This is a genomic window from Burkholderia anthinoferrum, from assembly GCF_002925705.1.
Lineage (GTDB): Bacteria > Pseudomonadota > Gammaproteobacteria > Burkholderiales > Burkholderiaceae > Burkholderia > Burkholderia semiarida.
Window position 1 is genome coordinate 16,949 of the sequence record NZ_LFZP01000064.1, and the last position, 12,836, is coordinate 29,784.

Below are 12,836 nucleotides of genomic sequence, written 5' to 3' on the forward strand. Positions count from 1 at the left end.
CCACGCACACTGGGCGTCGGCGTGCTTCACACTGCAATCCTGAGGGAGGAGTGTCGATGTCGACCCATATCCGTTCGCGGGAAGCGCGGGCCGCACAACGCTTCGTCGAAGCGACGCGCAACGTCGATCAGGCGTTTCGCGCCGTGCGCGGCGAAAGCGACGACGACGGCTCGTCGGCCCACTATGCACGCGCGATGTCGCGTCTCGATCGCGCGCTCGACGAGCTGGCGCGTGCACAGGAATTCTTCGATCGCGTCGTCGGCGCGGATACCGCGCACGGCAACTGACGGCTTCGTCGTTTCTCTTTTTCGCGCGTCGTGCGACGCGCGTTCATCTTCCTGCCGGGCGCGTTGCGCGGCATGCCGGTTCGTCACCCCGTTTCGATTCTCGACGTCAGGCCTTGCGGCCTTCGGCCGGATAGCCGCCTTGAGCGGTTGCCGTGCGTCGGCCCGCACGGGTCATGTCCGGTGCGGACGGCGCGGATGGCGCGGCGCGAGACGCGTAGCCGCGATGCTGGAACGAGGTCGCGAAGAACCGCATCTGGTAGCGGATCGCATTCGCCCAGTAATCCCACGTATGGCCGCCCGGGCGCTCCGCATAGTCGTGCGGCACGCCGAGCGCGACGAGCCGTTCGTGCAGCGTGCGGTTCGAGTCGACGAAGGCATCGTCGCGGCCGCAATCGATCGTCAGGTCGAGATGCGCGCGCACGAATGCCCGCGCGTTTTCGACGATCACGTTGCGGTTCCAGAACGACGGATGGCGGCCGGGATCGCCGAACACGTGGTCGATGCCCGGCTCGTTCGCGCAGCAGCGCGGGTCGACCGCGCCGCTGATGCTGCCGACCGCGCCGAACGTGTCGGGCCGGTCGAGCGCGATGCGCAGCGCGCCGAAGCCGCCCATGCTGAGCCCGGTGATCGCGCGTGCGTGCTGTGCCGCGATCGTGCGGAAATGCAGGTCGACATAGGACACGACTTCATCGCCGACGAAGGTTTCGTAGCGGCTGCCCGAATCGAACGGGCTGTCGATGTACCAGCTTTCGTGTCCGCCGTCGGGCATCACGAGAATCACGCGGTAGCGGTCGGCGAGCGCGGCGATGTGCGTGTTCGACGTCCAGTCGGTATGGTCGCCGCCCGAGCCGTGCAGCAGATAGACGACGGGATAGCGTTCGCCGTGGTGGTCGCGCGCGTAATCGTCGGGCAGCACGATGGTGGCCTTCAGCGTTTCGCTCATCGCGGCGCTCGGAATCGCGACGACCCGCGCATGAAATGCGAAGGCAGGGCTCGTGACGGCGAGCAGCAGGAGCAGCCAGAAGGTACGTGCCAGGTTCATCGATCCTCGCATGTGTCGATCCAGTCCGGCCGGATGCCGGGAAAACCCTGTTCCGGCGACTCTAGCAACCGTGCCTTTCAACCATATTTCGGCGAATCCTACGGGTTGTCAGGCGGACGGCTCGCATACGATGCGTGCGATGGCGGCGCGAAACGCGTCAGGCCGCTCGGCCGCGATCAGGTGCCCGCAGCCGGCGATGGTGTCGAAGCCGGCGCAGCGGGCGAGCGCGTGGGCGGGCACGTGCCAGCCCGCGCGCGAGCGTTCGCCGGCGATCAGCCAGACGGGATGACGCTCGAACACCTGCGCGAGCGCCGGCAGGTAGCCCGCCGCGCCCGTCGTCTCGACCACCGATCGGCCCATCGCGCGCAGCGTCGATGCCGGCTGATGCGCAAGCCAGCGGCGTGCGTCGGCGAGCTGGCCCGGCGACGGGTCGTCGATCGCGCCGCGCAGCCAGTCGAGCGGGGCCGCGCGCAGGCCGTCGAGCATCGCATCGGCTTCGTCGGGCGTCATGCGGCCGACCGAGGCCGACCAGAACGCATCGGCGAGCATGAAATTGCCTTCGACGTTGACGATGCGCCGCACGCGTTCGGGGTGCGCGTGCGCGAACAGCATGGCGATCGCGCCGCCGACCGAATGGCCGACGACGTCGACCGGCTCCATGCCGAAGTGCGTATCGACGGTGTGCCGCACGTGCTCGACCTGCGCGGCAAGCGAGATCGCGTCGGGCGGCGTGGTGCGATGCGCGCCGTAGCCGAGCAGGTCGGGGCAGAGGTGCGGGCCGCTCCAGCCGCGCACGTCGAACGTGCCGATGAAGCCGTGAATGAAGACGACGGGCGTAGGCGTGATCATGCGCCGTGTGCTGAAGGCAGGGGCGGCAATTCGAGCTCGGCGAGCAGTTCGTCGAGTTCGAGCATGTGCGTGCGGTCGTGGTCGAGCAACTCGCGCACGAGTTCGTCGAGCGACATGCGGCGGATGCCGTCGCGCAGCCCGCAGCGCGCGAGTTGCGACGGTTCCAGCGCGGCCGCGGCGACGCACAGCGCGGCACGGCCGCTGCGGAACGCCGCGACGGCGAGATCGAGCGGCTGCGCGAGATAGTCGCGTTGCGCGGCCAGCGCGGTGCCGTCGACGGATTCGATCGCGGGAAGCTCGGCCGTGCGTACGGCGTCGATACGCGCGGCGAACACCGCATCGAGATCGCGCAGATGGCACGCATGTTCGACGAGCGAGAAGCCGGTGCCGGCCGGGCGGCGGGTGGCCAGCGCCGCCGGCACATGCGCCGCGCAGGCGGCCAGCCGGGCCGGCATGCGGGCCAGCGCGGCGACGACGTCGGCGAACGGCAGCCGTTGCGGGTGCGCGCTGAACACCGCGCCATAACTGAACAGCGCACCGCCGAGCCGCCCGCGCGCCTGCACGACCTCATGGCCGCGGCGACGCATGACGTCGGCGACCATCGCGCCGCAGAACTGGCGGGCCGTCGTGTCGGCTTCGACTTCGGGGAATTTGCGCGCGATCTCGTCCTGGATCGCGCCGATCGCGGCGACGCCGACGCGCGACAGCGCCGCGAACTCGAGATAGCGTTCGGGCTGCTCGATCAGCGCTTCGAGCTGCGCGCCGAGTGCGGTCAAGCGGAAACGGTCGAAACGGGAATGCATGTCGGAAGCCCGTCTAGTAACGTAACAAAACGATACGTTACTAGACGGGCTTCCGTCAACCGGCTCATTTGGGCGCATGTGGGCGGCGCCCGCACCGCCCGTATGCCCGGTTCAGGGCTTCTGCCGCGTCGATTTCCGCGATGATGGCCGCTTACGGCTTCTGCAGCCCGGGAGTGAATGCGGGGCTGAAATCCTCGGCCTCGAACAGCGGGCGGATCTCGATGTCGGAGTCGCCGGGCATCGGGTTCGGGCAGCGCTTCACCCACTCGACGGCCTCTTCCATCGATTTCACGCGCCAGAGCCAGTAGCCGGCGACGAGCTCCTTCGTTTCGGCGAACGGGCCGTCGATGACCGTGCGGTTCTTGCCGGAAAAGTGCACGCGCTTGCCGCGGCTGCTCGGGCGCAACCCGTCGGCGGCGAGCAGGATGCCGGCTTTCATCAGTTCCTCGTTGAAGCGGCCCATTTCTGCCATGCATTCGGTGTCGGGCATCCGGTCGGATTCGGAATCGGCGGTGGCTTTGACGATGACCATGACGCGCATTGTCTTATCTCCTTGAAAGGGAACGAGGGTGTCTGCCGGCCGGAGGCGGGCAAACGCAGGGTTACGACAACACGACGCGCGGCGACGACGCGAATCGACATCGCGGGAAAAAGTTTTCATCCGCGATGGAAGCGGCGATGCCGGCCGCCGCTCTTGCCGCGGGCGGCACGCGCACCGGGCACGCTGTGGATCCGGTCGGCAAGCGCGCTGCGCGCCGTGGCAGCGACGCTTGAACGGGTTGCTTTCGGTTTCTCGCGGTGCCTTCCAGCGGGACAGTCTTGTCCTCGGCGTCCGGAACAGCGCGCCTTTCGCCCGTGCCCTTGTTTGGAAAGTTCGGCAGTGAGGCCGGTGCAGGCCCGTTGCGGGCATGCACGGGCACGAGCGCGCGCGGCGGCGCATACCACGGTCACGGAGCGCCTCGGCAAAGCTGGTATGCTGGTCCGCACCACGTTCATGCGGAGGGCGCCATGGCTGTCAAGGAAGTTTCGAAGAAGAAGTACCTGAAAATCCTGAACAAACGCCTGCGTGCGGAGCCGGCGGCCCCGGCCGGCGCATCGTTCGTGTTTTTCCCGCTCGGTGCGAAGGCGAAGCATGCGACGGGCGTCGTGTCCGGCGACGCACGCAGCAAGCGCGAGCTGGCCGTGATGGCCGCGGTCCAGCGCAAGGCGGCCGAAGAGTTCGTCGTCTCGGGCGCCTGACCGGCCCGGCCGGGCACGGCGCCGAACACCCGCCCGGCCCGAAACGGGCCGAGAGCCCGCGCGACGATCAGGACGCCTTGTCCGCCGCCGCCGCCGGATACCGGTTGCCGCCGCCGGCTTCGTCGCCTGCCGCCAGTTGTTCCAATGCGAGGCCCTTCGTCTCGATCCCGAGCGTCCACACGGCGATTGCCGCCGCGACGAACGACAGCGCGCCGAGCGTGAACACGCCGCCCTGGCCGAACACCGGCAGCACGACACCGACCACGTAAGGTCCGATCAGCGAGCCGATGCGGCCGATCGCCGACGCGAAGCCCGACCCCGTCGCGCGTGCGCCGGTGCCGTACAGCTCGGGCGTGTACGTGTACAGCGCCGCCCACATCCCGAACAGGAAGAACTGCATCGCGAGGCCCGTGCCGATCAGCAGCGTCGTGCTGCCGCCGTACAGCGCGCTCTGGCCGTACGCATACGCCATCGCGCCGCCGCCGATCAACGACGCGATGCAGGTCGGCTTGCGTCCCCAGCGTTCGACGAGCCACGCGGCGCACAGGAAGCCCGGCACGCCGCCGAGCGAGATCAGCACCGTGTAGAACACCGATTTCGTGACTTCGAAGCCGGCCTGCTGCAGCAGCGCGCCGAGCCATGACGTGAGGCCGTAGAAGCCGAGCAGCGCGAAGAACCACAGCAGCCACACCATCACCGTGCGGCGACGGTACACGCCGCTCCAGATCTCGCGCAGCGCGCCGCGCCCGCGTGCGGCGGCGGGCTCGGCGAGCCGCGACGGCGGCGGCAGCGTCGTGACGCCGGCCGAGCGCATCACCTTCGCCTCGATCGTCTGCATCACCGCGTCGGCTTGCGCGTGCCGGCCCGCATGCTCGAGCCAGCGCGGCGATTCGGGCACGATGCGGCGCACGACCAGCACGAACACGGCCGGAATCGCGAGCAGCGCGAACACGGTGCGCCAGCCGAACTGCGGCAGCACGAAGTACGCGACGATGCCGGCCGTGATGAAGCCGAGCGGCCAGAAGCCGTCCATCAGCGCGATCAGGCGGCCGCGCTTCTCGGTCGGCACGAATTCGGACAGCAGCGTCTGCGCGACCGGAAACTCCATTCCCATCCCGATGCCGAGCAGCACGCGATAGACGATCAGCGCGTCGACGCTCTGCGCGGTCGAGCACAGGTACGACGCGGCGCCCCACAGCACCATGCTCCACTGGAACACGGGCCGGCGGCCGAACCGGTCGGCGAGCAGGCCGGCCACGGCCGCGCCGAGCACCATCCCGAAGAAGCTCGCGCTCGCGACGAGGCCGGCGGCGGCCGTCGACAGCCCGAACTCCTTGCGGATCGAGCCCAGCACGAACGTCATCGTGCCGAGGTCGACCGAGTCGAAGAAGAACGCGATCGCGATGATGAAGAAGATGCGCTTGTGATAGCCGGAGAACGGCAGGCGTTCGAGCCGGGCGGCGGCGGAGGCGGGAGCGGTGGTGGCGGGCATGGCGTCCTCTGAAATGAAAAAGGGGCCGCGCAGCGCATGCTCGAGGCCCCGATGCTTCACGTTCAGTAGACGCGACCACAAACTGCCGCATCAGAGGAAAAGCGCCGCCCGCTTGCCGAAATGCGTCATCGGCGGGCGGCGCGCGCGACGCACGCGTGCGTCAGTTCTTCAGCTTGTACCCGGTGCGGAACATCCACGCGACGACCGCGAGGAGGATCACGAGGAACAGCGCGGTCGCGGCGAGGCTGATCCACACGTGCACGTCGGCGATCCCGTAGAACGACCAGCGGAAACCGCTGATCAGGTAGACGATCGGGTTGAACAGCGTGACGACGCGCCACGCGGGCGGCAGCATGTCGACCGAGTAGAAGCTGCCGCCGAGGAACGTGAGCGGCGTGATGATCAGGAGCGGCACGAGCTGCAGCTTCTCGAAGCTGTCGGCCCAGATGCCGATCACGAAGCCGAACAGGCTGAAGGTGACGGCCGTCAGCACGAGGAACAGCACCATCCAGACCGGATGCAGGATGTGCAGCGGCACGAACAGGCCGGCCGTGGCGAGGATGATCACGCCGAGCAGGATCGACTTCGACGCGGCCGCGCCGACGTACGCGATCACGATCTCCCAGTACGAAACGGGCGCGGACAGGATCTCGTAGATCGTGCCGGTGAAGCGCGGGAAGTAGATGCCGAACGACGCGTTCGAGATGCTCTGCGACAGCAGCGACAGCATCACGAGGCCCGGCACGATGAACGATCCGTAGCCGATGCCGTTCACGTCGCTGATGCGCGAGCCGATCGCGGAGCCGAACACGACGAAATACAGCGACGTCGAGATCACCGGCGCGATGATGCTCTGCATCAGCGTGCGGCGCGTGCGGGCCATTTCTGCGCGGTAGATCGCGCGGATTCCATGCCAGTTCATGCGTCAGGCTCCTTGCACGCCGTTGCGGCGGTTGTCGATCAGGCTGACAAAAATGTCCTCGAGCGAGCTCTGCGTCGTATGCAGGTCGCGAAAGCCGATGCCGGCCGAGCCGAGCGCGTTGATGAGCTTAGCGATGCTCGCGTCGTCACGCTGCGAATCGTACGTATAGACGAGCGCGGCGCCGTCTTCCGCGCGCTCGAGCCCGAACGGCGCGAGCGCCGGCGGCACCTCCGCGAGCGGGTGCTCGAGCTGCACGGTGAGCTGCTTCTTGCCGAGCTTGCGCATCAGCTCGCGCTTTTCCTCGACGAGCACGAGCTCGCCGCCGAGGATGATGCCGATCCGGTCGGCCATCTCCTCGGCTTCCTCGATGTAGTGCGTGGTCAGCAGGATCGTCACGCCGCTTTCGCGCAGCGAATCGACGAGCTTCCACATGTCGCGGCGCAGCTCGACGTCGACGCCGGCCGTCGGTTCGTCGAGGAACAGGATGCGCGGCTCGTGCGACAGCGCCTTCGCGATCATCACGCGGCGCTTCATGCCGCCCGACAGCGTCATCAGCTTGTTGTCACGCTTGTCCCACAGCGACAGCGCCTTCAGCGTCTTCTCGATGTACGCGGGATCGGGCGCCTTGCCGAACAGGCCGCGGCTGAACGACACGGTGGCCCAGACGCTTTCGAACGCGTCGGTGGTCAGCTCCTGCGGCACGAGGCCGATCATTTCGCGGGCCGCGCGGTATTGATCGCGGATGTCGTGGCCGCCGACCGTCACGCGGCCTTCGGTCGGCGTGACGATGCCGCAGATCGAGCCGATCAGCGTCGTCTTGCCGGCGCCGTTCGGCCCGAGCAGCGCGAAGATCTCGCCGGGGCGGATGTCGAGGGTCACGTGCTTCAGCGCCTGGAAGCCGGACGCGTAAGTCTTGGAGAGGTCGGAGACGGAAAGGATCGGTTGCATGCTCACGGATGGCACGGCCGCCCGGTGCGACGGCGGGCGCCGCGCGTGCCCGGCGCCGCCGCCGCTGCGCAGCGGCCGGGACCGGGAACGGCATGGCGAACGGGCGTCATGTCGAACGGCAGGGTGGTGCGGGATCGCGGGACCGCCATATTAGCAATCGGCACATCGAAATGCATTCTGATGGAAAAGTCGGGCAGCGGCGGTGCCGGATTTGCGTGGATTACGTGCGGATTTCCCAATGATTCGATGTTTTAGTTGAAAGATGCGAACAATCGGGGTTCTTTTCCGTGTATCGGGCCGCGCCCGGCGTGGCTGCCCGACATGCCGACCGACTGTGCTGCCTGCCGGCCCTCGCGCCGTACCGGGACGGCACATGCGGCGCTCGCGATAATGCGTTCCTTTCATCGTGATAGGGAGCGGCGCGCATGTCCTTGGTCGATTTCAAATCCGTGGCGGACGCACAGGCCGCCGCATGGAAATCCACGATCGTCGGCGAAGTGGGGCCGGCCCGGATCAAGGTATTGCGCATGGATGCGCAGCCTTACCAAGCGGAAGTGCACGACTACAACGAGGGGCTGCTGGTGCTCGACGGCACGCTGATGCTCGAGGTCGACGGAGAAACGGTCGTGGTCGGGGCCGGACAGATGTACCTCGCGCACGCCGGCACGCGCCACGCGGTGCTGCCCGGCAGCCACGGCACGCTCGCGATCATCGACGTGTGAGTTGCGCCGCAGCATGCGTGCGTGCCGCCCAGGGCCGGCCGGCTTGGCTCGGCGAGGATTGGCGGCTGCCGTTCAAACGCGCGTTCCACGGGCCGGGTATTTGTCTGAGCAAATAAAATGAAGGCCGTTTGAAAATCTGTTAAATACCGTACAAACGCTAGGATTGCGCGGGTTCATTCGTTTGGAACTCTGCATCCATTTACTTGTGGGAATGGTCCGATCATAGTCTCGACGAACGACGCATCACGATAACGAATCAAGCGTACGTATGGAGACCACATCATGAGACGCCTATCCGCCGGGCCAGCCGGACTGCCGTTTCCCGATTTTTCGCCGAATGCAGGCGCGCCGCGGATCGCGTGCCTGCATCGTCGCCTCGCCGTGTAGCGGCAAAGCCGCAGCGGCCAAGCCACTTTCCGTTTCGATCGTTCCGACGGCGCCGTGCCGCATGACGGCGCCGCGGGAGCGCGCTTGTCCGCCGCCGCGGCGTGTGCCGCATGTGCGTGAACGGCATCGCGGCGGCGATGCGCGCACCATCATGCGCCGCGCGTCCGTGCGGCGGCGCGATACCAACCGGCGGGCCATGCAGCCCGGCCGGACGAGACTTGTCGTACCTGAAAAGGAGGGGTTGATGATTTGCATTCCTGAATGGCGGAAGGCGATCCTGTCGTGTGCGGTGCTGGCGCTGCCGTTCGTCGCCGGTTGCGGCGGCGGCGACGATCCGGGGCCGATCACCGTGCCGCAGTGCTCGGGCAGCGCATGCGGGCCGAGCGGCGCCGACACGACGCCGCCCGTCGTGACGAAGCTGTGTCCGGACGCGCTCGACTACACGACGACGTACACGGGCGGCGCCGGCAGCGGCGAGTACGTGAAGGTGAAGTTCGACACGACGAAGCTCACCTATCAGATGCAGTTCATCGAATCGTCGGTGCCGACCTCGGCAGGGCAAGTCAACGACACGCGCGCGGGCCTGACGATCAGCGGCGCGTTCCACCATCCGACCAATCTTCCGACGGCCGAGCAGAACCGCTGCGCGTTCGTGCTCGACAGCGGCGCGACGAGCGACGGCGCGTATGCGGTGACGATCAACCGTGCGGATCCGCCGATGCTGTTCGTGGGCAACGGCGTGGTGGGCGGCGGGATTCCGGGGGCGACGATCGCGTTCCCGGGCATCGAGATCGTACCGGGTCTGTTCCTCGGCACCGTGCCGTCGCGCACGTTCGACTTCTATCCGTTCATCGGCTTCGTCGAAACGGAAACCGACTTCTCGAAGGTCGCGGGGAACTACAACGAGGTCGGCATTCATCTGTCGCCGCTCGGCGGCAATGGCCAGAGCTCGAGCGGTCCGGTCGGCTGGGAGCCGGACGTCGTCAACTGGAACCAGACGCTCAATGCGGACGGCTCATGCACGATTACCCAGGGCAGCGACTACTCGTGCCAGACGACCGGGTCGCCGTGGGTGCTGCGCAAGAACGCGGACGGGTCGGCCGACAACGTGTTCGTGAGCAACGCGGTCCCGGACCAGTTCGGCACGCTCGTGTATCCGGTCGCGGGGCAGGGCGCATCGCTCGTGATTGCGCCGAGTCAGGCGAAAGGCATCATGATCGTCGGCAAGCTGAACGGCGTACGCGTGCCGATCGTGATTCGTGTCGGCTACACGCACGTCGATCCGACCAACCTGCTCGCGTCGGTCGCGGATGCCGAGGTCGGGATCTCGATGCTGTCGTCGGCCAGCGCGATCGCGGCGAATTCGCTGAAGGGCGGCTACATCGGCGCGACCAGCGCATCGGCATGCGGCATCGTGACCTCCAACGGGCAGCCGAACGCGATCGCGCTGGCGCGGCCGAGCTTCGATCCGGCCATCCCGCATCCGGACCTTCCTGGTGCGTTCGTCAACGGCGTGTTCATGTCGGAAGCCGGAAGCTGCAACGACGGTACCGCCGTGTCGACGCTGGCCGCGAACTATACGTCCACGCTGTTCCAGGGCAATACCGCGGCGTTCATCGATCCGCAGACGTCGTCGGTCACCTCGCAGTTCGCGCTGGACTATGCGCAGGCCACGCCCGGCAAGATCAAGGTGACCGCCACGCAGGACTTCAACGCGAAGGGCGCGAACGGCAACGTGGCGATCTTCAGCAAGGGCGACACGGGCTGGCTCGTGACGGCCGGAAACGTCTACGCGATGGTCGTCAACAACAACAAGGTCAATCCGTTCTTCACGGTCGGCGCGTTCGTCCAGTAACCCCGCATTGAACACGTAGCACCGGCGGCGCACGCGTCGCCGCCGGCGAATCGAATTTCAAGAGGATTCCTATGAATGTGAAACAGTGGATGGCCGCGGCGTCGCTCGCGCCCGTGCTGGCCGCATGCGGCGGAGACGGCGACCCGCCGCCGGCGCCGGTGGTCCGGCTGTGCCCGCAGACGATCGACTACAACACGGTGTTCGTCGGCGGCTCGGGGTCGGGCGAGCTCGTGAAAGTACAGCTCGACACGACGAAGATGACGTACCGGATGACCTACCTCGCATCGCCGGTGCCGATCACCACGGGTACCGTGCAGCCGACGCGGGACACCGCACCGGCGAACGTGGTCGACGGCACGCTGGCCGACGAGACGGGGCTGCCGACGGTGAAGCTGAACCAGTGCACGTTCCGGATGCAGAACGCGAGCCTCGACCCGAGCCGGCCCGCGCGGCTGTTCCTCGGCGAAGGCGTGCTGGGCGGCGCGATCCCCGGCGCGACGATCCAGTTCGACGGCGTGATCGGCGTCGGCAAGATTCCGAAGACGACGTTTCCGTACTACCCGTTCATCAGCTTCTCGTCGCTGGAAACCGATCTGACGAAGATCGCCGGCACGTACAACCAGCTCGGCTATCACCAGGTGCCGTCGCAGAACTTCCAACCGGTGGCGCTCGACCAGACGGTGACGATCAACGCGGACGGCAGCTATACGGAAACCGACAACTTCGGCAAGAAGAACGGCGGGCAGCCGCTTGCGTCGAGCGCGACCGTGAACCAGCCGTTCACGCTGCGCCCCGATGCGCCGGCGTTCCAGTCGTTGAACTACCAGCCGCAGATTCCGCCGACGCTCGCCGCGCTCGATCCGGCGAAGGCCGGCAAGGGGATCCTGATCGTCGGCAAGCTGCGCAACCAGCTCGTGCCGATCTTCATCCGCACCGGCGCCGCGAACGCGGACCTCACGCAGGGCCCGCCGAGCGCGGACGACGAATCGGGCATCTCGTTCCTGAGCCCGCGGACGGCGATCGCGCAGGGTTCGCAGGACGGCGAGTACACGGGCGTGGACAGCGCGTTCAACTACCGCGCGACCGCGCTCGTCGGTGCGCAGGCGACGCTGCTCGATCCGTTCAACGCGTCGCAGGCCGCGCTCACGCGCGCGCTGAACCTCGACTACACGCAGAAGGTGCCGGGCGTCGTGACGACCGTGCATGCGGACGCGGCGTCGGGGCCGGCGACCGGCAAGTTCGTGTTCACCGGCGGCGTGTTCGGGTTCCTCGACATGGCCGATACGCGCAACCCGTACTTCACGGTCGGCGCGTTCGTGCAGTGACCGCGTGTGGATGGAGACATGGCGGCGCCGCGCGCGACTACGCGGCGCCCCGACGGAACGAGGGGGAGACTTCATGAAGAAGCTGATTGTCGCGGGTGTCGTCGCAGGCGCGTCGACGCTCGCATCGGCCCAGCAGGCGGGCGACAACGTCGCGACGCTGGGCTGGCTGCACATCATGCCGCAGGATTCGACCAACGGGCTCACGACGAATCTCGCGAACATGCCGATCAACGGGCCGCTGCGTCTGCCCGGTTCGTTCACGTCGCCCGGCACGAGCCTGACGGTCAACAACGCCGATACGGTCGGCCTCACGCTCACGCACTTCTTCACCGACCACATCGCGGTGACGTCGGTGCTCGGCGTGCCGCCCGAGTTCACGCTGACGGGCCACGGCGTGATCAAGCCGCCGGGCCCGGCCGGCGCGCTCGGCAACGTCGACATGGACAAGTCGGCGAACCAGCCGGCCGTGAAGAATGCGCGGCAGTGGAGCCCGACGATCATCCTGCAGTACTACTTCAATTCGCCGACGGCGAGGTTTCGCCCGTTCGTCGGGATCGGCGTGGCCTACAGCTGGTTCAGCAACATCGAACTGAACGGCAACTTCGCGAAGGACATCAACGAGAACCTCGGCAGCGTGCTCGCGGCCGGCGCCGGCAAGCCGGGCGCGACGTCGGTGGAGGGCAAGGCGTCGTCGTCGTTCACGCCGGTCTACAACGTCGGCGCGAGCTACGCGATCGACAAGCACTGGGGACTCACGGCGACGCTGACGTACATGCCGCTGAAGACGTACTCGTCGCTCGTGATCAAGGCGGCCGACGGCTCGACGCTCGCGACCACGCGCACGCGGTTGAAGGCCGACCCGTTGATCACGTTCGTCGGGATTTCCTACAAGTTCTGAGCCGACCGGCGCGCATGACGCGTGCCGGCGGCTTCCTGTGACCAACCGGCCGGATCGTTCCGGCCGG

General features: G+C 67.3%; 13 protein-coding genes. 6 read left to right on the plus strand and 7 right to left on the minus strand.

Going from position 1 to position 12,836, the window contains the following annotated elements; translation table 11 throughout:
- Positions 1-56: 56 nt before the first annotated feature.
- Positions 57-287 carry a hypothetical protein gene (locus C5F75_RS30110; RefSeq protein ID WP_059583251.1) on the plus strand — a complete coding sequence of 77 codons (231 nt, stop codon included), beginning with the start codon at positions 57-59 and terminating at the stop codon, positions 285-287.
- A 106-nt stretch (positions 288-393) separates the two neighbouring features.
- Here the strand turns inward: C5F75_RS30110 and C5F75_RS30115 are convergent, their stop codons facing one another.
- The 4 genes from C5F75_RS30115 to C5F75_RS30130 all read right to left on the minus strand — a co-directional run bounded on the left by C5F75_RS30115 (position 394) and on the right by C5F75_RS30130 (position 3,522).
- A complete protein-coding gene (locus C5F75_RS30115) occupies positions 394-1,329 on the minus strand; it encodes an alpha/beta hydrolase (protein ID WP_226094016.1) in 936 nt (311 codons plus the stop codon).
- Positions 1,330-1,437: 108 nt separating this feature from the next.
- Positions 1,438-2,178, minus strand: a complete 741-nt coding sequence (locus C5F75_RS30120; protein ID WP_104013188.1) for an alpha/beta fold hydrolase — start codon at positions 2,176-2,178, stop codon at positions 1,438-1,440.
- A complete protein-coding gene (locus C5F75_RS30125) occupies positions 2,175-2,981 on the minus strand; it encodes a DinB family protein (protein WP_104013189.1) in 807 nt (268 codons plus the stop codon). Before C5F75_RS30125 ends, C5F75_RS30120 begins: the two co-directional genes overlap by 4 nt.
- Positions 2,982-3,132: 151 nt before the next feature.
- On the minus strand, positions 3,133-3,522 hold the full coding sequence (locus tag C5F75_RS30130; protein ID WP_059642334.1) for a YciI family protein: 390 nt from the start codon (positions 3,520-3,522) through the stop codon (positions 3,133-3,135).
- Positions 3,523-3,989: 467 nt separating this feature from the next.
- On the opposite strand from C5F75_RS30130, the gene C5F75_RS30135 reads away from it, so the two are divergent.
- Positions 3,990-4,220 (plus strand): hypothetical protein, encoded by a 231-nt coding sequence (locus C5F75_RS30135; protein WP_059583243.1) that lies wholly within the window; start codon positions 3,990-3,992, stop codon positions 4,218-4,220.
- 67 nt (positions 4,221-4,287) lie between these two features.
- On the opposite strand, the gene C5F75_RS30140 is transcribed toward C5F75_RS30135, so the two are convergent.
- The 3 genes from C5F75_RS30140 to C5F75_RS30150 all read right to left on the minus strand — a co-directional run bounded on the left by C5F75_RS30140 (position 4,288) and on the right by C5F75_RS30150 (position 7,582).
- The gene (locus C5F75_RS30140) at positions 4,288-5,712 is read right to left on the minus strand and encodes an MFS transporter (protein ID WP_104013190.1); all 1,425 of its coding nucleotides are present in this window, start codon (positions 5,710-5,712) and stop codon (positions 4,288-4,290) included.
- A 160-nt stretch (positions 5,713-5,872) separates the two neighbouring features.
- Positions 5,873-6,634 (minus strand): ABC transporter permease, encoded by a 762-nt coding sequence (locus C5F75_RS30145; RefSeq protein ID WP_059583240.1) that lies wholly within the window; start codon positions 6,632-6,634, stop codon positions 5,873-5,875.
- Between the two features lie 3 nt (positions 6,635-6,637).
- A complete protein-coding gene (locus C5F75_RS30150; protein WP_059583239.1) occupies positions 6,638-7,582 on the minus strand; it encodes an ABC transporter ATP-binding protein in 945 nt (314 codons plus the stop codon).
- 425 nt (positions 7,583-8,007) lie between these two features.
- On the opposite strand from C5F75_RS30150, the gene C5F75_RS30160 reads away from it, so the two are divergent.
- From C5F75_RS30160 to C5F75_RS30175, 4 genes are all read left to right on the plus strand, one after another.
- Positions 8,008-8,304 (plus strand): cupin domain-containing protein, encoded by a 297-nt coding sequence (locus tag C5F75_RS30160; protein ID WP_059583237.1) that lies wholly within the window; start codon positions 8,008-8,010, stop codon positions 8,302-8,304.
- A gap of 631 nt (positions 8,305-8,935) precedes the next feature.
- Positions 8,936-10,546 (plus strand): DUF2957 domain-containing protein, encoded by a 1,611-nt coding sequence (locus tag C5F75_RS30165; protein ID WP_059642347.1) that lies wholly within the window; start codon positions 8,936-8,938, stop codon positions 10,544-10,546.
- A 71-nt stretch (positions 10,547-10,617) separates the two neighbouring features.
- Entirely contained in the window at positions 10,618-11,871 is a 1,254-nt protein-coding gene (locus tag C5F75_RS30170) for a DUF2957 domain-containing protein (RefSeq protein ID WP_104013191.1), read from the plus strand.
- Positions 11,872-11,944: 73 nt separating this feature from the next.
- Positions 11,945-12,769, plus strand: coding sequence for an OmpW/AlkL family protein (locus C5F75_RS30175; RefSeq protein WP_059583231.1), 825 nt, complete (start codon positions 11,945-11,947; stop codon positions 12,767-12,769).
- Positions 12,770-12,836: the final 67 nt, after the last annotated feature.